The following is a 20,970-nucleotide window of genomic DNA, read 5'->3' as shown; positions in this document are numbered from 1 at the left end:
TCGACTTGGGCGTCTAGATCATTTAATCTAGATCCATGAGCACTCCCGACGTTCCCGCCAAGCCGACCCCGTCCGAACTGGAAATGCTGCGCCTGCTGTGGCAGCTCGGCCCCGCCACTGCCCGCCAGGTGCACGAAGCCGCGCTCGCGTCGCGGCCCGACATGGCCTATGCCAACGTGCTGCGGCTGCTGCAGATGATGCACGCCAAGGGCCTCCTCACCCGCGACGAGAGCGCGCGCGCCCACGTGTACGCGCCGGCCCAGCCGCAGGACCGGCACCAGGCCGGCCTGATCAAGGACCTGATCCACAAGGCCTTCTCCGGCTCGGGCAAGGAACTGGTGCTGGCCGCCCTGCGCGGCCACGTCAGCAAGAAGGAACGCGAGGAAATCCAGCAGATCCTGAACGGCGAGGCCGGGCGCAAGGAATGAGCACGCCGTCCCCGCGTCCGGTTCCGCCGGTGCAGCCCGAACTCGAGGACTGCTGCCGCAGCGGCTGCGTGCCCTGTGTCTTCGACCTCTACGAGGAAGCATTGGCACGCTACGAGCGAGAACTAGCCGCCTGGGAAGCTGCCAGGCAATCGCCGTCGCCGCCGGCCTCCTGAGCGGCCGCCGGTAGCGCACGCTTGAAAATCAAGACCTTAGCATTTTGATTACAATGAACCCATCGGTGTTGTGCATGGAGACGGTATGTTCGACATGGATCTTCCTTGGTGGGAATTCATCGTACGCGGGCTTGCCGTGTACATCTTTCTGCTAATCATGGTGCGCCTGTCCGGGCGCCGCACGGTCGGCCAGTTCACCCCCTTCGACCTGCTGGTCATCATGCTGCTGTCCGAAGCCGTGTCCAACTCGCTGAATGCGGGCGACCAATCGCTGGTCGGCGGCCTGATCGCGGCAGCTACGCTGGTCGCGATCAACTCCCTGGTCGCCCTGTTCAGCTCGCGCAGCCCGCGCTTTGAAAAATTGGTCGACGGTAGCGCCGTCCTGATCGGACGCGACGGGGTGTTCTTCGACAAGGTGGTGCGCAATTGCCGCCTGTCCGAATCCGACATCGAGGAAGCCCTGCGCGAGCACGACTGCCCGCGGCCGGAAATGAAATGCGCCTTCCTGGAAGCCGACGGCGAAATCACCATCCTGCGCAATCCCCACTGAGGGACCGATCCGCTTGCGAACGCGAGGGGAAGCGCCATGTCCATCGGGTCGGCTCTGCCAGGATCACAGTCCAGGATCAGTCGGGTGCACGATCCGCATTCGCGATGGCGGCAGTACCGAGCACTTGCACCTGCGCGGTATCCGACGCCGCCGTTGTCAGGGTGAACACCATCTTTTTCCCGGCCTTCGGCACGCCCCACTCGTAGGCAAGCGTATGCGTCGGTCCGCTCGCGGTCCTGGCGTGATCGTCTGCCGTTCGCTTGCCGATCAATGGTGCTGGAGCCGTGCCAACGCGTTCCACGAACAGCTTTTCAGCGGCCCTCGTATCCGCCCGGCGGGCGTACACCGCACACAGGTTCTTCTGATGGGGCAAGGCGAGCACAAAAGTGCCGTGCTTGTCGGGTACGGACCACGCATCGCCACTCCTCCCCGACAGGAAATGCCGCGCCTGCTCTGGCGCAAGCTTGGGCACCTGCTTCAGCTTCTCGCGCAAGGCGTCCAGATTCGTCAGGTGTTTCATGCAGAGCGACGTGTAGATCTCTGCAAATGATCTGGCCTGGTCCGCGGGCCCGCCTGCATTGCTGGTGAATGGCAGTGCTGCGAGTATGAAAACGGCAGCAAAGCGCTTGCCCATGCCTTGTTCCATGTCGACTTGTCAGTTGTATGAACGAAGCCGTCAAGTATAGCCAGCCGGGCTCGCTACAAATCCTCGCTTTCCCACCATGGATGCAAGGCAGCACCTGAAGCATCTTTCTTTCATGCCTATGCCCAAGGTACTTTTATCCCCCGTACGGTGTGGACGGTGCGGAATTGATGCGCTACTTTTTTCAGCAGTACCCCCACCTGGGTGTGCTGTCTGGATTCTTTCCTAATCAGGAGCTAGACCCTAGTCGAACTTAATGTGCACCCAAGTGTCGAATAATGATCATGGAAAGCACTTTAGCGATTGGACACGCAGCGAAGCTGCTGGGAATCACGGTCAAGACGCTGCAGCGCTGGGAGCGTGAGGGACGACTGGTCCCGGCGGCGCGCACCGCCAGCAACCGCCGTCGCTATACCGAGAGCCAGCTGCGCGCGGCGCTGGAGAGTCACGATGCTGCTGGCGCACCGGATCAGGATTGACCCCACGCTTGAACAACGCGGCTATTTCGCGCGCGCGGCCGGGACTGCGCGCCGGGTCTGGAACTGGGCCCTCGCCGAATGGAAGCGCCAGGCCGGCGCAGGCTGCAAGCCGAATGCGATGGCGCTCAAAAAGCAGTTCAACCGGATCAAGTATGCGGACCCGGCCTGGCTTGACGAGAACGGCCAGCCCTGGCTGCGCACCGTCCACCGCGACGCCCATGCGCAGCCCTTCACCAACCTCGCCAGGGCCTGGAGTCGCTACTTCGAGCAGCGCCGTGCAGGAACGCCGGCATACCCTCCGGTATTCAAGAAAAAGGGGCGCTGCCGCGATGTGTTTTACCTGGCGAACGACAAGTTCAGGATCGAGGGAAGCACCGCCGTGCTGCCCAGGGTCGGCCGGGTGGCGCTGTGCGAAGCGCTGCGCTGGCCTGGACGCATCCTGGGCGCGAGCGTCTCGCGCGAAGCGGATCACTGGTTCCTGTGCGTCCAGGTCGAGGTATCCGACACGACAGCGCGCCTGCCGCGCAGCGGCCACGGTGTCACCGGCGTCGACCTCGGCGTGAGCGCGGCCGCCACGCTCGCCAACGGCGAGAAGATCGCGGCGCCGCATCCCTTGACCGCCGCGTTGCGGCGCCTGCGCATTCGCAGCCGGCGCCTGTCGCGCAAGCTGGAGGCCGCGAAGGCCTTGGCTGGTATCGCGGGCCGGATCCCGAAAGGCATGCGACTGCCCGTGTCGAAGAACCGCACCAAGGGAGCGAAGGCGCTGGCGCGCCTGCACGCCCGTATCGCGCGGGTGCGCCATGATTTCACCCACAAGCGCACGACGCGCCTGTGCCGCGAAAACCAGGCGGTGGCGATCGAGGACCTGAACGTGGGCGGCATGCTGGCCAATGCCAGGCTGTCCCGCGCGATCTCGGATGTCGGCTTTTACGAAATTCGGCGCCAGCTGCTGTACAAGGCCGCGCGCTACGGCACCCTGATCGTGCTGGCCGACCGCTGGTATCCGTCCAGCAAGCTCTGTTCGGGCTGCGGAGCACGCAACGCCGCCCTGGCCCTGGGCGAGCGCGCCTGGACATGCGCCGGCTGCAGCGCGTACCACGACCGCGACGTCAACGCGGCCATCAATCTGCAACGGCTCGCCACCGGCGCCCTCGCGGCGGCAACGGCGCTACCCGTGGCGAGTCCGGCGGCGACGCCGGGCACTGCCGCCGGCCAGGTGCCGGCGGGAGGCGGGAAAGTCACGCCTGCCAGGCACGAGCACGGTCAACAAGACGGTTCGGGGCAGGAAGAGAACGCTGCACGCTTTTGTGCGCGTTTTTGCTAGCAGGACTGCCATGAAAAAAGTACTGACCGCACTTGCGCTCGCCGCGTCAACGCTGGCGCTCGCACCGGCGGCCCAGGCTGCCGACATCTACCGTGCCACGTCCAGCGGCCCGGCCGAGTCGCCGCCCAACGGGTCGCCCGGCTCGAGCATCGCCACCCTCGAGATCGATGGCTCGCTGCTGCGGGCCGAAGTACCGTTCAGCGACCTGGTGGCCGGGACGACCGTCGCCCACATCCACTGCTGCACCACCGAAGCCTTCACCGGCGTCGCGCCGCCGGCGATCTCGCTGGTGGATTTCCCGATGATGGTCACCGCCGGCGAATACACCCACACCTTCCACCTGGGCGAGGCGGCGGTCTGGGAGCCGGCCTTCCTGGCCCAGTTCGGCGGCACGCCGTCGGGCGCCAGCTCGGCGCTGCTCGATGCGATGAACGCCAACCAGGCCTACCTCAACATCCACACGACCCGCTATCCGAACGGCGAAATCCGCGGCTTCGTGGTGGCGGCGCCGATTCCAGAACCGGCGACCTGGGGAATGCTGGGGATCGGCCTGGCCGGACTGGCGCTGATGGCGCGCCGCCGGACGAGTTCGGTCAGGTAAGCGCCGCGCCCTCGCGCGTAGCCAGCAACTGGCTCCAGGCCGGTATCGCCGCCTGCCAGAAGGCGTGCAGCGATGCCGGCCGCATCAAAGGCAAGCCGAGGAAACGCGCGGCTGCCAGGAGGGCCTCCACCGCCGCGGCTTCGTCGCCCGGCGCCACGGCCAGCGCGCCGGTCTGCTTCGACAGCTTTTCGCCGTTCTCGTTGCGCACCACGGGCACGTGGAGGTAGCGCGGGGTCGGCACCCCGAGCACGCGCTGCAGGAAGATCTGGCGCGGCGTGGAGTCGAGCAGGTCGGCGCCGCGCACGACGTCGGTGACGCCCTGCTCGGCATCGTCCACCACCACCGCCAGCTGGTAGGCCCAGAAACCGTCGGCGCGCTTCAGGACGAAGTCGCCGGATTCCCCGCTGAGCCGCTGCGTGACCTCGCCCGCGAAACGGTCGGTGAAGCTGACGAGGTCGTAGCCCGGTTCCGGCACGCGCAGGCGCAGGCTGCGCATGCTGCGTCCCTCTGCCAGCCCGTAGCGGCAGGTGCCGGGATAGATCGCGGCGCCGTCGGGCGCGAAGCCGAGGCGCGAATCGGCGATCTCGCGCCGGTTGCAGCCGCAGGGGTAGGTGTGCAGGGCGATGCGCTCGGCGGCGGCCTGGTACAGGTGCTTGCGCCGGCTCTGCCAGACGACTTCGCCGTCGGCGTGCATGCCCAGCAGCTCCAGCAGGGCCAGGATGCCCTCGGCCGCGCCGGGCACGCTGCGGCCTTCGTCGATATCCTCGATGCGCACCAGCCAGGTGCCGTGGTGGGCACGGGCGTCGAGGTAGCTGGCCAGCGCCGCGACCAGCGAACCGGCGTGCAGCGGGCCGGTGGGCGACGGGGCGAAACGGCCGATATAAGGTGGATTCAGTAGCGACATCCGCTGATGATAACCGCACGGCGACGGCCGTGCGGCCTCCCCTTACTTGGCGGCCTGCTTGCCCTCTTTCTCGTGCTCGGCGATCAGCGCCGTCACCCGTCCCGCCACCTCGTTCGGCACTGCCATCGACAGCTGGTAGTGCACGATCTCGAAGCCCTTGGCCGTCTTGCGGATCACGCCGCTGGCCATGCACGGGCCCATGTTCGGGGTATCGAGCAGCTCGTCGAACCAGATCAGCGACTTGTCGCTCGAGGCATACACATTGCGGCGCGTGGCCTTGAAGCTCCAGGCCGACTTGCGCTCGAAATATTTCTTGGCCCAGGTCTTGAAGGCGTCGCGCTTCCACAGCTCGGTGCGGTCGGTGCCGATGTAAACGCCGTCCGGGGCGATCTTGTCGAAATAGGCCATGCGCGCGTTGGCGGCGTCGTCGTGCCATGCGTCGACGAAGGCATTGACCTGCTTGGTGAGCTGGGCGTCGGTCTCGGCACGGGCGATGCCGATCAGGCCCAGGAACAGGAAGGCGGCGGCGAGGAATCGTTTCATGGTCTCTTTCGTTGGCAGTGAACGCGCCAACGATAATCCAAAGATGCGCATTTGCCAACGTTTCCAGTCAGGGTCACTGCCGGAAGCTCATCTTTAACGCGATCTTAACGCCCGCAACGCTACGCTGAGCGTGCTCTACTCCACTAGAATAAGCGCATGCGCATCCTCATCGTCGAAGACCACCCCGACATCCTCGCCAACCTGTACGGCTTCCTGGAGCCGAAGGGCCACCAGCTCGATTCCGCCCGCAACGGCTACGGCGGGCTGGCGCTCGCCTCCGAGAACGATTACGACGTGATCGTCCTCGACGTCATGCTGCCCGGCCTGAACGGACTGGAGCTGTGCCAGAAGCTGCGCACGGAGCTCGGCAAGGCCACGCCGGTGCTGATGCTGACCGCGCGCGACAGCTTGCCCGACAAGGTGGCCGGCTTCGACAGCGGCGCCGACGACTACCTGGTCAAGCCCTTCTCGCTGGTGGAGCTCGAAGTGCGCCTGAAAGCCCTGGTGCGCCGCTCGTGCGCCGCCCATGCGGTGCACGCGACCATGCGCTTCGGCGAGCTGAGCTTCGATCCCGACACGCAGGAAGCCGCGCGCGCCGGCGTACCGGTGCAGCTGACCCGGACCGGCTACACGCTGCTGCGCTGCCTGCTCGCCGGCGCGCCGCGCATCGTCACCCGCGAGACCCTGGAGCAGGCCGTGTGGGGCGAGGACCGGCCCGACAGCGATGCCCTGCGCACCCACATCCATGCGCTGCGCCAGGCGATCGACAAGCCCTTCGCCACGCCGATGCTGCAGACGGTGGCCGGGGTCGGCTACAAGCTGGTGCAGGGCGATTCCCAGGGCGGCCAGCAGCGCGATGCGCCCGGCTGATTCCCTGAAACGGCGCATCGTCGTCGCCTTCGTCCTGTTCGGCCTCGGCGCCTCGTGCTTCTTCGCGGTGATCGCCGCCATTGCGGTGGAAGGCATCGAAGTGCAGCTGGTCGACAAGCGCCTGGAAGCGGCCGTGGCCTGGGCCGCCCCGCGCCAGGCGGCCGGCCTGGACGTCGACATGCCGGCCGGCCTGCGCTTTCACCGCAACGAAGCGATTCCCGCTCCCTTGCGCGGACTGTCCGACGGCGTGCACAAGGTCGACGTCGGCGCCATCCGCCTGCACGTGCTGGCCGGGCGGGACGCGCGCGGCAGCTGGGTGCTGGTCGACCACGAAAGCGACTACGACAAGATCGAGCTGGTGGTGTACTCGATGTTCGCCGCCGTGTTCATCGTCTTCGTGCTGCTGGCTTCGCTCCTCGGCGGCTTTTTCGGCGCCCGCGTGGTCACCCCGATCCACGCGCTGGCGCAGTCGGTGCGCCGCGGCGGCGCGCCGCCGGAACTCACCGCACGCAAGGACGAACTGGGCGTGCTGGCGCGCGCGCTGGAAGCCCACACCGCAGAACTGCGCGCCTTCCTCGACCGCGAACGCTATTTCACCGGCGACGTCAGCCACGAACTGCGCAGTCCGCTCACCGTGATCATGGGCGCAGCCGAGATCCTGATGCAGGAAGCCGCGCCCGCCGTGCGCGTCCCGGCCGAGCGCATCTACCGCGCGGCGCGCGAGGCTGCCGAATCGGTCACCGTGCTCCTGCTGCTGGCGCGCGCGCCCGAGCTCGGCACGCTGCCGCCGGTCGACGTGCACGCCGTGGCCGAGGACGAAGTCGAGAAGTACCGCGTGCTGGTGGCCGGCAAGCCGGTTGCGCTGCGCTTCCTCGACGGCCCGCTACTTGCCGTGCGCGCCCCGCGCGAACTGGTCGCGGCCGCCATCGGCAACCTGGTGCGCAACGCCTGCCAGTACACCGACCGGGGCGAGGTGCTGGTGCGCCTGCTGCCGGGCCGGGTGGTGGTCGAGGACACCGGCCCCGGCCTGCCGCCCGCCGTGGTGGCCACCCTCGGCAGCGGCGGCGCGCCCTCGAGCGGATCGGGCGGCACCGGGCTGGGGCTGGCGCTGGCCCGGCGCATCTGCGATTTTCTCGGCGCCGGCTTCGCCTACGAAGCACGCGAGCAAGGCGGCAGCCGCTTCACGATCAGCTTTCCTGCCGCCTGAGCCTGGAGGTTCACGCAGCCTTAACGCCCGCTTGAGCCGCGATTCACGCCGCGCCTCGTATCCTGCAAGCATGACGTGGCCATCCCGGCCGCGCGGTTCGATTGCAATACGAAGTGCACAACACACCTCCCCGGCGCATCAGCGCCAACCTGCTCGTCTTCGGCGTCGCCGTGCTGCTGGCCAGCGCCGCCAACATCAATTTCTGGTCGAATTTCATCCACGCCGTCGGCGGCTTCTCGCTGGCGCGGCTGCCGCTGCTGGCCGGCAGCTTCGCGATCGTGGTGCTGCTGTTCTACGCCCTGCTGACCCCGTTCAGCTTCCGCTACGTCGCCAAGCCGGCGCTGGTCGCCTGCATCCTCGTCGCGTCGGCCTCGGCCTGGTTCATCAACGAGTACGGGGTCGTGATCGACAAGTCCATCATCCAGAGCCTGTTCGAGACCGACCCGCGCGAAGCCGGCGAACTGCTGTGCTGGCGCCTGGCGGCCTTCGTCCTGCTGACCGGCGGACTGCCGGCGCTGCTGGTGGCGCGCGCGCAGCTGGCCTTTCCGCGCGGGCTGCGCGGCATCGGCCGGCGCCTCGGCTTCGGCACGGCGGCGCTCGCCGCGGCCGCGCTGCTGCTGGTCCTGCTGTTCAAGACCCTGGCGCCGGTGGTGCGCGAGCACCGCGAGCTGCGCTACCTGCTCACGCCCACCAATGTGGTGCAGGCGCTCAATGGCTACCTGCGCAACCGCTGGAGCAAGCAGGTCCCGCTGCAGCCGATCGGCCGCGACGCGGTCAAGGGCAGCCGCTGGGCCGGTCAGGCGCGCCGCACGGTCACCGTGATCGTGGTCGGCGAGACCGCCCGCGCGGCCAATTTCTCGCTCAACGGCTATGCACGCCAGACCAACCCGCGGCTGGCGCGAGAAGAGGGCCTGATCAACTTTGCACGGGTCGAATCCTGCGGCACCGCGACCGCGGTGTCGGTGCCCTGCGTGTTCTCGGCGCTGCCGCGCGAGCGCTATGACGACAGCGTCGCCAAGCACCAGGAGGGCCTGCTCGACGTGCTGTCGCATGCGGGTTTCCGCGTGCTCTGGCGCGACAACAATTCCGGCTGCAAGGGCGTGTGCGAGCGCGTCGAATTCGTCGACGTGGCGACGCCGGCGCCCGGCAAGCCCTACTGCGCCGGCGGCGAATGCTACGACGAAGGCCTGCTGGCGGGCTTGCCGGAGCTGATCCGCCAGAGCGGCAAGGACCTGGTCATCGTCCTGCACCAGAAGGGCAGCCACGGGCCGGAGTATGCCAGGCGTTATCCGGCCGGCTTCGGCCGCTTCGGGCCGGTGTGCCAGACCAGCGAGTTCGAAAGCTGTACCCGCGATTCCATCGTCGCCGCCTACGACAACACCATCCTCTACACCGACAGCTTCCTGGCCCAGACCATCGACCTGCTGCGCCAGGCCGCGCTCGAGGCCGACGTCGACACGGCGATGCTGTATTTTTCCGACCATGGCGAGTCGCTCGGCGAAGGCAATATGTACCTGCACGGCGCTCCCTGGCTGTTCGCGCCGAAGGAACAGACCCATGTGCCGATGATGTTGTGGATGTCGGAGGGCTTCAGCCAGCGCTTTCGCATCGACCGCGCCTGCCTGCAGGCGCGCCGCGACCAGCCGCTCTCGCACGACAACGTGTTCCACTCGGTGCTCGGCATGCTGAATGTCGAAACCGCCGTCCTGAATCCGAAACTCGACCTGTTCCATGCCTGCATCCGCAATTGAGGGAGCGGCGGAGCAACACGCGGGAGCCTTGCTGGACATGCGCAGCTGCCGGCGGCTTGCCGCCGCGCTGGTCCTGGTGGCGCCGCTGCTCGCCGCACTGGGGCAATGGACCGACGTCGACCTGGTCCTGGCGGACTGGCTGTACAGCCGCGCCAGCGCCAGCTTCCCTTGGCGCGACGCATGGCTCACCGCGACCTTCGGCCATGAGATACTCAAGGCGGGACTGGCGCTGCTGGCGGCATGCTTCGTGGCGCTGGCGATCACCGATGCGTTCAGGCCGCAGGCGCCGCTGGACCGGCCCCTGGCGCGGCTGCGGCTGCGCGTGATCGCCTGCTCCGCCGTGCTGGTGCCGCTGGCGACCAGCCTGCTCAAGCAGGCCAGCAGCGCGCACTGTCCCTGGGACCTGGCGCGCTACGGCGGCAACAAGCCCTATGTGCGCCTGTTCGAGGCGCTGCCGGCAGGGATCCTGCCCGGCCATTGCATGCCGGCCGGCCACGCGTCGAGCGCGCTGTGGCTGGTATCGCTGGTGGTGTGGTGGCTGCCGGGGCCGCGCCGCGGGGCATGGCGCGCCGCCTGCCTGGCGCTGGCGCCGGGCTTGGTGCTGGGCTGGATGCAGCAGATGCGTGGCGCCCACTTCCTCACCCACACCCTGTGGTCGGCCTGGATCGCCTGCGCCATCGTGCTGGCCCTGGTGATGCTGCTGCAGCCTAGCGGTGGTACTGTCCGTCGCGCTCCGGCTGGTACTCGATGCCGCGCACGCTGAGCTCGAACATGGCGCCGTCGGGACGCTCCCAGCTGATGGAATCGCCGACCTTCAGGCCCAGCAGGGCGGTGCCGACCGGGGTCAGGATCGACAGCTGATCGGGATTGCCGGCCATGTCTTTCGGATAGGTCAGCGTCATGGTCACTTCCTCCTCGGCGCCGTCGAAGGAAAAACGCACGCGCGAGTTCATGGTGACGACGTCGGGCGGCATTTCCCAGGGCTCGGCGAGCGCGGCCCGGCCCAGTTCATCGAGCAGCGCGTCGCGCGCGGCGAGTTGGGCGGCTGGAACGGCGTCCAGCATGCGGTCGAGGCGGTCCATGTCCAGCCATGAGACGAGGATGGTCGGTTTCATTGTGTACTCCTGTGCTTGCCCGCGGCGTGGCGGGCGGATATCGATGTGATGTGAGATGCCGGCCACGAAAGATGGCGGGCTGGGCGGATCGGGGCGGCTCGGGAGGACGGAGAAGCGCGTGCAGGGGTCCTCACCGAGCCCGGACGAGCCAGGCGAGGTTGCGGGACGACTGCTGCACCGCTCGGGAGACGGCGGCGCAGTCACGCTCGACGGACGCGGCAAAGCCCCTGCCCTGCTGGCAGGCGCTATTGCGCGGCGATGTAAAGCGTGGTGGGTTCATGGGCATGTGAAAATCGTACAGGGGCCAGTATAGCCCTTGTGGGAGATTCGTCAACGCCATGCGTCAAACCCACCCCGCGAGATCATATCGACAAGGGCATCTTCGTGATCAGCTTGTCGAGGGTGATCGGATACTCGCGCACCCGCACCCCGGTGGCGTTGTACACCGCATTGGCCACGGCCGCCGCCACGCCGCAGATGCCCAGCTCGGCGATGCCCTTGGCCTTCATGGGCGAGGACATCGGATCGACCTCGTCCAAAAAGATCACCTCCTGGTGCGGGATGTCGGCGTGCACCGGCACCTCGTAGCCCGCCAGGTCGTGGTTGACGAAGTAGCCGAGCCGCTTGTCGACGGCCAGTTCCTCCATCAGCGCCGCCCCGGCGCCCATCGTCATCGCGCCGATCACCTGGCTGCGCGCCGTCTTCGGGTTGAGGATGCGCCCGGCCGCGCACACCGCCAGCATGCGCCGGATGCGCACTTCGCAGGTCACCGCATCGACACCCACCTCGACGAAGTGCGCGCCGAAGGTGGACAGCTGGTAGCGCTTGTCGATGTCGCCATACTCGATCAGGTCCTCGCCGACCAGCTCGCGCCCGGCGACCGCCTCGGACAGCGGCAGGCTGCGCTCGCCCATGCGCACCAGGCCGTCGGCGAAGATGGCGCGCTCCGGCTCGAAGCCGGCCTGGCGTGCCACCGCCTCGCGCAGCTTGAGGCAGGCGGCGTACACGCCCGCCGTCGAGTTGTGCCCGCCCCACTGCCCGCCCGAGCCGCAGGATGCCGGCAGGCTGGAGTCGCCCAGCCGCACCCGCACCCGTTCCAGCGGCACACCCATCATCTCGCTGGCCGTCTGCGCGATGATGGTGTAGCTGCCGGTGCCGATGTCGGTCATGTCGGTTTCCACCGTCAGCATGCCGCGCCGGTCCAGGCGCACCCGCGCCGCCGACTTGGTCAGCAGACTGTCGCGGAAGGCGCCGGCCACGCCCATGCCCACCAGCCAGCGGCCTTCGCGCAGCGTGCCGGGTTTCGTCGCCCTGCGCTCCCAGCCGAAGCGCTCGGCACCTAGCTGCAGGCACTGGACGAACTGGCGCTTGGAGAACGGCGGATTCGCAATGTGCTTTTCCTTCTCCGGCTTCTTCGACTGCGGGTCCGCAGACGCGGGCTTTTCCGGATTGTCGGGCACCACCTGGGTGTCGTTCAGGATGCGGAACTGCACCGGGTCCATGCCCAGCTTTTCCGCCATCTCGTCCATCGCGATCTCGAGCGCCGCCATGCCGGGCGCCTCGCCCGGCGCGCGCATCGCGTTCGCTTCCGGCAGGTCCATCGCGGCCACGCGGTTGGAGGTCATGCGGTGCTCGCCCGCGTACAGCGAGCGGGTTTGCGTGGCCGCGTTCTCCGGCGAGCCATCCTTCAGGTTGCCGGACCAGCTTTCGTGGCCGATGGCGGTGATCTTCCCTTCGCGGGTGGCGCCGATGCGGATGCGCTGCAGGGTCGCCGAGCGGTGCGTGGTGTTGTTCGGGATGAGCGCGCGCTGCAAGGGCACGCGCACCGGCCGGCGCGCGGCCTTGGCGCCCAGCGCCGCCAGCACCACGTCGGCGCGCAGGAACAGCTTGGAGCCGAAGCCGCCGCCGATGTAGGGCGACAGCACCCGCACCTTCTCCTTCGGGATGCCGAGGGTCTTGGCCAGGTCGCCCTTGGCCCAGGCGATCATCTGGTTCGAGGTCCACACGGTGAGCTGGTCGCCGTCCCAGGCGGCCACGCTGGCGTGCGGCTCCATCATCATGTGCGATTCGTGGGCGGTGTGGTACTCGGCGTCGAGCTTCACCGGGCTGGATGCGAAGGCGCCGGTGAAGTTGCCGATCCTGGTCTCGGCGGCTTCCGACTTCGGCGCGATGGCCTTGTTCTGCACCGCCCGCAGGTCGAAGTCGCCCTTGTCGCGCTCGTACTTGATGCGCACCAGCGAAGCGGCGTCGCGCGCCTGCTCGAAGGTCTCGGCCACCACCAGCGCCACGGCCTGGTGGTAGTGCTCGACTCGCGGTCCGCCCAGCAGCATGGCGGTGTTGAAGTTGCCCTTGGTGAGCTTGCCGGCGTTCTGGGCGGTGACGATGGCGATCACGCCCGGCGCGGCCTTGGCCGCCGACAGCTCCATCGAGACGATCCGTCCGGTGGGAATGGCCGAGCCGATCACGTAGCCGTGCGCCTGGTTGGGCACCACGTCGTGGCGGTCGAGCGCGTAGGGCGCGGTGCCGGTGGTCTTGAGCGGGCCGTCGATGCGGTCGATCGGCTGGCCCACCACCTTGAGCTGGTCGATCGGGTTACTGGTGGCTGGTTCGTTGAATTTCATGGCTGTCCCTTTTGCTTAAGCTGCGGCTTTGGCGTCCGCGATGGCGGCGGCCAGGGTGCGTTCGACCAGCGGCACCTTGAATGCGTTGTCCTGGGTCGTGCGCGCGCCGGCAAGCACGCCGCCCGCCACCGCCTGCGCCCCGCGCGGGAACGCGGCTTCGGCCGCTTCCACGCGCCAGGGCTTGTGGGCGACACCGCCCAGCGCCACCCGGCCGCTGCCGTCGCGCTGCAGGATGGTGGCCACCGAGACGATCGCGAAGGCATAGGACGCGCGGTCGCGCACCTTGCGGTAGCTTTGCACCCCGCCGACGGGCGGCGGCAGCGTTACCGCCGTGATCAGCTCACCGGGCTTCAGGTTGTGGTCGACGTGCGGCGTGTTGCCCGGCAGGCGGTGGAAGTCGGCGATCGGGATCACGCGCGTGGCGCCGCTCGGGTCGATGGTCTCGACCTGGGCGTCCAGCACGCGCATGGCCACCGCCATGTCGCTCGGATGGGTCGCGATGCAGGCATCGCTCTGGCCGACGATCGCATGCAGGCGGGTGAAGCCGCCGATGGCGCTGCAGCCGCTGCCGGGCTTGCGCTTGTTGCAGGGGACGTTGGTGTCGTAGAAATAGGGGCAGCGGGTGCGCTGCAGCAGGTTGCCGGCGGTGGTGGCCTGGTTGCGCAGCTGGCCGGAGGCGCCCGCGACCAGCGCGCGGGTCAGCACGCCGTAGTCGCGCCGCACCCGCAGGTCGGCCGCCAGGTCCGAATTGCGCACCAGCGCGCCGATGCGCAGGCCGCCATTCGGCGCCGGCTCGATGCGGTCGAGCGCCAGGTCGTTGACGTCGATGAGGTGGGCCGGCGTCTCGATCTGGAGCTTCATCAGGTCCAGCAGGTTGGTGCCGCCGGCAACGAAGCGCGCATTCGGGATACGCGCCGCGGCCGCCGCGGCTTCCTGCGGGGTCTTGGCCCGTTCGTAGGTAAAGGCTTTCATCGCTTGGCCCCCGCCACTTCGGCAATCGCTTCCTGGATGTTGGAATAGGCGCCGCAGCGGCAGATATTGCCGCTCATGCGCTCGCGGAACTCCATTTCGCTCGGCTGCGGGCCCGCGTTCAGGTCGGCCGTGACGTGGCTCGGCGCGCCGGCCCGGATCTCTTCCAGCATGCCGACGGCGGAGCAGATCTGGCCCGGGGTGCAGAAGCCGCACTGGTAGCCGTCATGCTTGATGAAAGCGCGCTGCAGCGGATGCAGGTTGGTCGGGGTGCCGAGGCCTTCGATGGTGGTGATCTCGTGGCCTTCCTGCATCACGGCCAGGGTCAGGCAGGAGGTGACGCGGCGGCCGTCCACCAGCACCGTACAGGCGCCGCACTGGCCCTGGTCGCAGCCCTTCTTGCTGCCGGTGAGGTGCAGGCGGTCGCGCAGGGCGTCCAGCAGCGTGGTGCGCGGATCGACCATCAACTGGTGCTCGATGCCGTTGACCTTCAGCCGGACGCTCATGGTCGTGGGCGTGGTGGAGGCCGGCGGCTGGGCGGCGGCGGGTGCGGCCTGGGCGGGCGCCGCGAGCTGGGAGGCTACCGCGACGCCGCCGACGGCGGCGGTCGACGCCTTGAGCAGCTGGCGCCGATTGGGATCGAAGTCGGGCATCGTACTTCCTTTCTTGAGGGGGGCTGGCTGGACGGGCAATTTGATGAAAATGCGCATGCAAGAACATAGCGCTTTTTTAATTTTTGAGGCGTGCAGTTCGTTCAGGTGTGCAGCCCTGGCATTGTAGGGGCGTGGGAAGGCCGCACTGCATGTGAAAAATGCAAGGGCTTATGAATGGAATTCATGAATCCGGGGCAGTTATCAGTACGCCCGGTCATGAAAAATCAGGAAGCGCGCTTGGCGGCCGGTGCTTTCTTCGGCTTGGGCAGCGGCATCAGGGCCGCGGTCTCCTCGATCAGGCGGCGCAGCGCCTCGGGATCGTCGAGCAGTTCGTCGGCGATCGGATAGTCCTTGGCGCCCGGATACGGCGGCCCTTGCGGCAGGTCCGGCGCAAGGGTAGCGACGGCCTTCGACGGCTTGATGAACAGGCTGTTGTCGCAGGCGAAGGCGACCACCTTGCCGTCCAGGTACAGGGCGTACTCGCCGAACATCTTCTTGTGCGTCAGCCGGCTGCCCAGCCCCGCGACCTCGGTGACGTAGTCGACGAAACTGCGTTCAGTGCCCATGTGCGCTCCTCTTCATTATCCGCCCCACATAATAATCCAAGCGTTCATGCAGGCTTAAGAATCTGATAACGCGTTCGGGTAAAGTCGGCGGCTCATCCACTCCGCGAAACGACCGATGAACGCCTGGCTCCTGCGCCTCCTCCTGCCTCTTGCTGCCTGCCCTCTACTGCTCGCCCATGCGGATGCGCCGCCGGTGCCCGGGCCCGCGCAGGCCGATCCCCTCGGCGCGTCCGGAACGCAGCCGGCACCGCCGCCGAGCGCACGTCCGAGCGACGAGGCGATCAAGGCAGCCGTGCGCGCCGTCCTCGAAGAGATGCCGCCCGACTCCATGCCGGCCGGCGGCACGGTATTGAGCGGCGGGGCCTACCAGGCATTCGCACGCAAATTCTCCGAAGCGGAAAAGCCGCACTGCCTGGGCCCGAACGCGACCAGACACCAGCCGTCCGGCTTCAGCACCAAGAACTGGAACTTCGGCTTCGGTGGCCTGGCTGCCCTGCCCTTCTGGGGCGCAGCCATCCTGCGCGGCAAGTGCAACTGGACCCGCTGATCCAGCCTCACAGCAGTTCGATGCCGAAGCGCTTGACCGCCAGCGCAAAGAGGCCGAAGCACACCACGGTAATCACGGTGCACGCGCCCAGTGTCCACCAGAATCCGAGCCGCGGCAGCAGCCACGGGAAGGCCAGGAACATGGGCAGGGTCGGCACCACGTACCAGAAGGTGTACCACGCGTGGTTGGCGATCCGCGCCGCCGGCTGGTTCTCGATGTACAGCCACACCAGGGTCAGGATCGTGATCAAGGGCAGCGCCGCGATGAAGCCGCCGAAACGGTCGCTGCGCTTGGCGGTCTCGGACACGAGCACGACCATGGCCGCGGTGAGCAGGTATTTGGTGATGATCCACTTCATCGCAGGCTTCCCAAGCTTACTTGACCGAGAAGCGCACGCTGACGGTCTTCTTGTCCGCGAAGCTCACCGACGCCACGGCCTTGCTGCCCTTTTCGAGTAAGGCCTTGCCCTTCACGACCAGCGTGTTGTCGCCGCCCGACTCCAGCGGGAGCTCGGTCTTCTGCGTGCCCGTCAAGACGGTCATGGTGCCGCTCGCGCCGGCGGTCGGCTTGTCCTTGCCGTGGTCGTCGACGTAGATGGTGGTAGCACCATCCCTGGCGACCAGCTCGAAGGACAGGTCGCCCGCGGTCTGCACGATGCCGCCGTGCTTCGGCTTGGCGCCGTGTGCGAGGGCCTGGCCGGACAGGACGAGGCCGGCCGCGCATGCTGCTACTGCAAAGATCTTTTTCATATTCCTGCTCCAGAAAGACATGTGGCGGCTCGGGATGGGCGCCGCCACTGGGCCCGTGAATCAATAGCTATCGCTGCCCTTCTCCGCCAGCAGGCGCTCCAGGGGACGCCGCCCGAGCTTCCAGAAGATGAGCGGCGTCAGCAGCGTATCGAGCAAGGTGGAGCTGATCAGGCCACCGAAGATCACCACCGCCACCGGATGCAGGATCTCCTTGCCCGGCGCATCCGCCGCCAGCAGCAGCGGCGTGAGTGCAAATGCGGCTACCAGCGCCGTCATCAGGACCGGCGTCAGGCGCTCGATCGAGCCGCGCACGATCATCGGCCATCCAAAGGACTCGCCCTCGAACTTGCACAGGTTGATGTAGTGGCTGATCTTGAGGATGCCGTTGCGCGTGGCGATGCCGGCCAGCGTGATGAAGCCGACCATCGAGGCCACCGACAGCGACACGCCCGCGATCCACATCGCGATCACGCTCCCGACCAGGGCGAACGGGATGTTCCCCATGATGATGAGCGCCAGTCTTGATGAGCGGTAGCGCGAATACAGCACCAGGAAGATCATGAGCAGCGAGCCGAGCGCCAGGGCCGCGATCAGGCGCTGCGACTGCTCCTGCGCCTGGAACTGCCCTTCCACGCTGACGAAGTAGCCGCCCGGCAGCCGGGTTTTATCCACCGCCTGGCGCACGTCCTCGATGATGTGCGACATGTTGGAGCCGTCCGTGTTCGCATACACGACGATGCGGCGGCGCCCGTTCTCGCGTCCGATCTGGTTGGGGCCGTCGCCCTCTTCGACCGTGGCCACGCTCGACAGCGGAATCGGGCCCGCCGGTGTGCTGAGCATGATGCGCCCCAGGTCCTGCGGCGAGCGGTCGGCGTCGGCCAGGCGCAGCACCAGATCGTAGCGGCGCGCGCCGTCGATCACCTGGGTCACGCGCGTGCCTTCGGACAGCGACTGCAGCGCCTGCAGTACCTCGCCCGCGGCCAGGCCGTGCTGGGCCGCCTTGCGGTAGTCGATGCGCAGCTTCACCTGCGGGATCAGGACCTGGCGCTCGACCGACAGGTCGACCAGGCCCGGAATGCCGGCCACGCGCCCGCGCAAGTCTTCGGCCAGGCCGCGCAGGGTGTCGATGTCGTCGCCGTAGATCTTCACCGCGATCTGCGCGCGCACGCCGGACAGCAGGTGATCCAGGCGGTGCGAGATCGGCTGGCCGATCGCCACCGAGGCCGGGATGCCTGCGAGCTGGTTGCGGATGCTCGCCATGACCTCCTCGCGGCTGCGCTTCGAAGGCTTCAGGTCGATCTCGATCTCGGACGAGTGCACGCCCTCGGCATGCTCGTCCAGTTCGGCACGACCGGTGCGGCGCCCGACCTTGGCGACTTCCGGCACCTGCGCGATCAGGGTCTCGGCCAGGGTCCCCATGCGGTTCGCCTCCGCCAGCGAGGTGCCCGGCGTGAAGCTCATGCCCATCACCAGCGAGCCTTCGTTGAAGGCCGGCAGGAAGGCGCGCGGGAAGAAAGGCACCGAGGCGAGCGCCACCAGCACGACCACTGCTGCAGCACCCAGCACGGGACGGGTGCGCGGCAGCGACCAGTGGAGCAGCGCCGTGTCCCAGGCCTTCAGGCGGCGCACGATCGGGCTGTCGCCGCGATGCAGGCGCTTCATCTTCGGCAGCAGGTAATAGGACAGCACCGGCGTGACCGTCATCGACACCAGCATCGAGGCCAGGATCGAGACGATGTAGGCGATGCCGAGCGGCGCGAACAGGCGTCCCTCGATGCCCGGCAACGCGAACAGCGGAATCGACACCAGCACCACGATCACGGTCGCGTAGACGATCCCGGAACGCACCTCCACCGAGGCATGCCAGATCGTCTCCAGCACGGAGTGCCCCGTCTTGTCGCGCTCCTTCAGGCGGCGCAGGATGTTCTCGACGTCGACCACCGCATCGTCCACCAGCTCGCCGATCGCGATCGCCAGGCCGCCCAGGGTCATCACGTTGATCGACTGGCCCAGCAGGTGGAAGGCCAGCGCCGTCACCGCCAGCGACAGCGGGATCGCCACCAGCGAGATCAGGGTAGTGCGCGCGCTCAGCAGGAAGGCGAACAGCACGATCGCCACCAGGATGGCGCCGTCGCGCAAGGCTTCCACCACGTTGCCGACGCCGGCCTCGATGAAGTTCGCCTGGCGGAACAGCACCACGGGCTGCGAGATCCCGGCCGGCAGGCCCTGCTTGAGCTCCGCCAGCGCGCCCTCGATGTCGCGGGTCAGGCGCACCGTGTCGCCGTCCGGCTGCTTCTGCACGCTGACGATCACCGCCGGCTTGCCGTTCATGCCGGCGTCGCCGCGCTTGAAGGCCGGCGCGTAGGCGACGCTGGCGACCTGCTCGAGCAGCACCGGCGTGCCGTTGCGGTAGGCCACCGCCAGGCCCTTGACGTCTTCCAGGCGGGTGGTGCGCCCGAGGTTGCGGATCAGGTACTCGCGGTTGTTCAGGTCGATGAAGCCGCCGCTGGTGTTGGCGGCGAAGCCGCGCAGCGCATCCGTTACCTGCGCGAGCGAGACCCCGAACTGCGCCATGCGCGCAGTGTCGGGCTGCACGCGCAGCTGGCGTACTTCGCCGCCGATCGGGATCACCTGCGACACGCCCGGAATCGACAGCAGGCGCGGACGCAGCACGAAGTCGGCATACTCGCGCGCCTTCATGGGATCGGTCCGGGCCACGTCGATGGGCAGCGCGATCAGCATGATCTCGCCCATGATCGACGACACCGGCCCCATCATCGGCGAGATATCGCCGGGCAGCCCTTCCTTCACCAGGCCCAGGCGCTCGGACACAAGCTGGCGGTTGCGGTAGACGTCCGTGCCCCAATCGAATTCGGCATACACGATGGACAGGCCGACGCCCGACACCGAGCGCACCCGGGTCACGCCCGGCATGCCGTTGAGCGAGGTCTCGATCGGGAAGGACACCAGCTGCTCGACTTCCTCGGGCGCCATGCCGCCGGCCTCGGTCAGCACCGTGACGACCGGCTTGTTCAGGTCGGGGAACACGTCCACCGGAGTGCGCGAGGCCGTGTAGGCCCCGTAGACCATCAGCAGCAGCGCCGCCGCCAGCACGAACAGGCGATTGCGCAGGCTGAAACGTACGATAGCGTTGAACATGGGCCGCCTACCGGATCTGGTTGATCAGCGAGGTGCCCTTGACCACGACCCGGTTGTCGGGGCTGAGCCCGCGGGTCACGATCACGGTGCCGGCATCGAGCGGCGTCGCCTCCACCGGCAGCGCAATGAAGCGCTGGGCCCCGGACTTGATCCACACCACGGTCTCGTTGGCCTGATTGCGCGCCAGCGCCGACGCCGGCAGGGCGATGCCCTTCACCGTCGTGTTCAGCCTGGCCAGTACCGTCACCGGTTGTCCCACCGCCAGGTCGAGCGCCTTGCCCTGCGCCCGGAAGTTCAGCGGCACCGCGCCTTCGCGCAGGCTGCGCCCTCCTCCCAGCAGCGTGAGCTGGACATCGGCCACGTCGAGCAGGGTCGCGCTGCCGATCCTGCCCGCCAGCGCGGCGTCCGTGGCCAGGGCTTCGACCAGCATCCGCTGCGGATCGACGATCTCGAACAGCACCTCGCGCATGTCCACCATCTGGCCGTTCAGCACCGCGGCGCTGGCGATGATGCCGCTGCTCGGTGCGACGAGGTTTTCCACGCCGCCGATCGACCTGGCCACCGCGCGCTCGCGGCCGGCGTTGGCCGCCAGTTCGGCGCGGGCCGCCTCGACTTCCTTGGCCGGCACCACGCCTTCCAGCGATTCCAGGCGCTTGAGCCGCTGTTCCAGCAGCGTGCGGTTGGCGCGCAGGCCGGCCAGTTCGGCCGCCTGGTTGCCGCGCTCGATGGCGTCGCCGGTCGGGCGCAGGCGCGCCAGCACCTGCCCTTTCACGACGCGCTGTCCAAGCACCGGCAGGCCCTTCGGCCCCGGCGCGATCTGTCCCGCGAACGGCGCCTGCACCCGGCCGCCCGCGTTCGGGTCGATGGCGGCGCGGCCGTTGAGCTGGACGGTGCGCGCGTGCTCGCCTTCCTTCACCATCAGGGTGCGCACGCCCATGCGGCGCTGCGCCAGCTTGGGCACGTTGACGCTGCCGTCCGGCAGGCGCGCCAGGCCACTCGGCGTGCCGCCTGCCTTCTCGTCGAGATGTTCGCCATTGGGGCCGTGCGCGCCCGGCGAGGCCAGCAGGGAAGTTGTGAAGAGGCCGGCGAGCAGGCCGATAACAATGCGATGTTTCATG

Annotated in this window: 23 protein-coding genes; 11 read left to right on the top strand and 12 right to left on the bottom strand. The window is 67.9% G+C overall.

The genetic code is table 11. The features are described 5' to 3' along the window. Positions 1 to 35 precede the first annotated feature (35 nt). From ACK6C6_RS05530 to ACK6C6_RS05520, 3 genes are all read left to right on the top strand, one after another. Positions 36 to 428, top strand: a complete 393-nt coding sequence (locus ACK6C6_RS05530; RefSeq protein ID WP_409266300.1) for a BlaI/MecI/CopY family transcriptional regulator — start codon at positions 36 to 38, stop codon at positions 426 to 428. Beyond that, positions 425 to 601 (top strand): oxidoreductase-like domain-containing protein, encoded by a 177-nt coding sequence (locus ACK6C6_RS05525; protein WP_292044440.1) that lies wholly within the window; start codon positions 425 to 427, stop codon positions 599 to 601. Before ACK6C6_RS05530 ends, ACK6C6_RS05525 begins: the two co-directional genes overlap by 4 nt. Before the next feature lie 85 nt (positions 602 to 686). Continuing rightward, positions 687 to 1,151 carry a DUF421 domain-containing protein gene (locus tag ACK6C6_RS05520; RefSeq protein WP_209589955.1) on the top strand — a complete coding sequence of 155 codons (465 nt, stop codon included), beginning with the start codon at positions 687 to 689 and terminating at the stop codon, positions 1,149 to 1,151. Positions 1,152 to 1,227: 76 nt separating this feature from the next. Here the strand turns inward: ACK6C6_RS05520 and ACK6C6_RS05515 are convergent, their stop codons facing one another. After that, positions 1,228 to 1,797 carry an NMCC_0638 family (lipo)protein gene (locus ACK6C6_RS05515; protein WP_209589954.1) on the bottom strand — a complete coding sequence of 190 codons (570 nt, stop codon included), beginning with the start codon at positions 1,795 to 1,797 and terminating at the stop codon, positions 1,228 to 1,230. Positions 1,798 to 2,078: 281 nt separating this feature from the next. On the opposite strand from ACK6C6_RS05515, the gene ACK6C6_RS05510 reads away from it, so the two are divergent. From ACK6C6_RS05510 to ACK6C6_RS05500, 3 genes are read left to right on the top strand one after another with little or no spacing between them, the layout of a single operon-like run. Continuing rightward, complete coding sequence (locus ACK6C6_RS05510) at positions 2,079 to 2,273, top strand: MerR family DNA-binding transcriptional regulator (protein ID WP_409266299.1); 195 nt, start codon at positions 2,079 to 2,081, stop codon at positions 2,271 to 2,273. Next, positions 2,245 to 3,597, top strand: a complete 1,353-nt coding sequence (locus tag ACK6C6_RS05505; RefSeq protein ID WP_409266298.1) for an RNA-guided endonuclease InsQ/TnpB family protein — start codon at positions 2,245 to 2,247, stop codon at positions 3,595 to 3,597. The genes ACK6C6_RS05510 and ACK6C6_RS05505 overlap by 29 nt, the downstream gene beginning before the upstream one ends. A gap of 10 nt (positions 3,598 to 3,607) precedes the next feature. Then, a complete protein-coding gene (locus tag ACK6C6_RS05500) occupies positions 3,608 to 4,198 on the top strand; it encodes a CHRD domain-containing protein (RefSeq protein WP_409266297.1) in 591 nt (196 codons plus the stop codon). Here the strand turns inward: ACK6C6_RS05500 and gluQRS are convergent. Beyond that, positions 4,191 to 5,102 carry a tRNA glutamyl-Q(34) synthetase GluQRS gene (gluQRS, locus tag ACK6C6_RS05495; RefSeq protein ID WP_409266296.1) on the bottom strand — a complete coding sequence of 304 codons (912 nt, stop codon included), beginning with the start codon at positions 5,100 to 5,102 and terminating at the stop codon, positions 4,191 to 4,193. The genes ACK6C6_RS05500 and gluQRS overlap by 8 nt on opposite strands. A gap of 42 nt (positions 5,103 to 5,144) precedes the next feature. Then, complete coding sequence (locus tag ACK6C6_RS05490; protein WP_409266295.1) at positions 5,145 to 5,645, bottom strand: nuclear transport factor 2 family protein; 501 nt, start codon at positions 5,643 to 5,645, stop codon at positions 5,145 to 5,147. 156 nt (positions 5,646 to 5,801) lie between these two features. Here ACK6C6_RS05490 and ACK6C6_RS05485 point away from each other — a divergent pair, with 156 nt between their 5' ends. From ACK6C6_RS05485 to ACK6C6_RS05470, 4 genes are all read left to right on the top strand, one after another. After that, positions 5,802 to 6,515: a response regulator transcription factor gene (locus tag ACK6C6_RS05485; RefSeq protein ID WP_409266293.1), complete on the top strand. Its 714-nt coding sequence runs from the start codon at positions 5,802 to 5,804 to the stop codon at positions 6,513 to 6,515. Further along, positions 6,502 to 7,722: a sensor histidine kinase gene (locus tag ACK6C6_RS05480; protein ID WP_409266291.1), complete on the top strand. Its 1,221-nt coding sequence runs from the start codon at positions 6,502 to 6,504 to the stop codon at positions 7,720 to 7,722. Before ACK6C6_RS05485 ends, ACK6C6_RS05480 begins: the two co-directional genes overlap by 14 nt. Before the next feature lie 113 nt (positions 7,723 to 7,835). After that, positions 7,836 to 9,473 (top strand): phosphoethanolamine transferase, encoded by a 1,638-nt coding sequence (locus ACK6C6_RS05475; RefSeq protein WP_409266290.1) that lies wholly within the window; start codon positions 7,836 to 7,838, stop codon positions 9,471 to 9,473. Then, positions 9,454 to 10,236, top strand: a complete 783-nt coding sequence (locus ACK6C6_RS05470; RefSeq protein WP_409266289.1) for a phosphatase PAP2 family protein — start codon at positions 9,454 to 9,456, stop codon at positions 10,234 to 10,236. Before ACK6C6_RS05475 ends, ACK6C6_RS05470 begins: the two co-directional genes overlap by 20 nt. Here the strand turns inward: ACK6C6_RS05470 and rnk are convergent. The 5 genes from rnk to ACK6C6_RS05445 all read right to left on the bottom strand — a co-directional run bounded on the left by rnk (position 10,181) and on the right by ACK6C6_RS05445 (position 15,397). Next, complete coding sequence (rnk, locus tag ACK6C6_RS05465) at positions 10,181 to 10,588, bottom strand: nucleoside diphosphate kinase regulator (RefSeq protein ID WP_036205760.1); 408 nt, start codon at positions 10,586 to 10,588, stop codon at positions 10,181 to 10,183. The genes ACK6C6_RS05470 and rnk overlap by 56 nt on opposite strands. Positions 10,589 to 10,950: 362 nt before the next feature. After that, positions 10,951 to 13,209 carry an aldehyde oxidoreductase molybdenum-binding subunit PaoC gene (paoC, locus tag ACK6C6_RS05460; RefSeq protein WP_409266287.1) on the bottom strand — a complete coding sequence of 753 codons (2,259 nt, stop codon included), beginning with the start codon at positions 13,207 to 13,209 and terminating at the stop codon, positions 10,951 to 10,953. 15 nt (positions 13,210 to 13,224) lie between these two features. Beyond that, on the bottom strand, positions 13,225 to 14,181 hold the full coding sequence (locus ACK6C6_RS05455) for a xanthine dehydrogenase family protein subunit M (protein ID WP_209589059.1): 957 nt from the start codon (positions 14,179 to 14,181) through the stop codon (positions 13,225 to 13,227). Next, positions 14,178 to 14,831, bottom strand: a complete 654-nt coding sequence (gene paoA / locus ACK6C6_RS05450; RefSeq protein WP_409266286.1) for an aldehyde dehydrogenase iron-sulfur subunit PaoA — start codon at positions 14,829 to 14,831, stop codon at positions 14,178 to 14,180. Before paoA ends, ACK6C6_RS05455 begins: the two co-directional genes overlap by 4 nt. A gap of 224 nt (positions 14,832 to 15,055) precedes the next feature. Then, a complete protein-coding gene (locus ACK6C6_RS05445; protein WP_409266285.1) occupies positions 15,056 to 15,397 on the bottom strand; it encodes a TfoX/Sxy family protein in 342 nt (113 codons plus the stop codon). A 115-nt stretch (positions 15,398 to 15,512) separates the two neighbouring features. Between ACK6C6_RS05445 and ACK6C6_RS05440 the strand changes: the two genes are divergently transcribed. Then, positions 15,513 to 15,944 (top strand): hypothetical protein, encoded by a 432-nt coding sequence (locus ACK6C6_RS05440; RefSeq protein ID WP_409266284.1) that lies wholly within the window; start codon positions 15,513 to 15,515, stop codon positions 15,942 to 15,944. 7 nt (positions 15,945 to 15,951) lie between these two features. Here the strand turns inward: ACK6C6_RS05440 and ACK6C6_RS05435 are convergent, their stop codons facing one another. The 4 genes from ACK6C6_RS05435 to ACK6C6_RS05420 are packed head-to-tail and all read right to left on the bottom strand — an operon-like array spanning position 15,952 to position 20,969. Beyond that, a complete protein-coding gene (locus ACK6C6_RS05435) occupies positions 15,952 to 16,302 on the bottom strand; it encodes a DUF3147 family protein (protein WP_209589055.1) in 351 nt (116 codons plus the stop codon). Positions 16,303 to 16,318: 16 nt separating this feature from the next. Beyond that, positions 16,319 to 16,693 (bottom strand): hypothetical protein, encoded by a 375-nt coding sequence (locus ACK6C6_RS05430; RefSeq protein WP_409266283.1) that lies wholly within the window; start codon positions 16,691 to 16,693, stop codon positions 16,319 to 16,321. A gap of 60 nt (positions 16,694 to 16,753) precedes the next feature. Beyond that, positions 16,754 to 19,852: an efflux RND transporter permease subunit gene (locus tag ACK6C6_RS05425; RefSeq protein ID WP_409266282.1), complete on the bottom strand. Its 3,099-nt coding sequence runs from the start codon at positions 19,850 to 19,852 to the stop codon at positions 16,754 to 16,756. Between the two features lie 7 nt (positions 19,853 to 19,859). Next, positions 19,860 to 20,969 carry an efflux RND transporter periplasmic adaptor subunit gene (locus ACK6C6_RS05420; protein ID WP_409266281.1) on the bottom strand — a complete coding sequence of 370 codons (1,110 nt, stop codon included), beginning with the start codon at positions 20,967 to 20,969 and terminating at the stop codon, positions 19,860 to 19,862. Position 20,970 lies beyond the last annotated feature (1 nt).

The sequence above is a fragment of the Massilia sp. BHUDP2 genome (assembly GCF_046236355.1).
In the GTDB taxonomy this organism is placed as follows: domain Bacteria; phylum Pseudomonadota; class Gammaproteobacteria; order Burkholderiales; family Burkholderiaceae_D; genus Telluria; species Telluria varians.
Note: the sequence above shows the minus strand (reverse complement) of the source record. Positions and strands in the feature narration are given on the sequence as shown.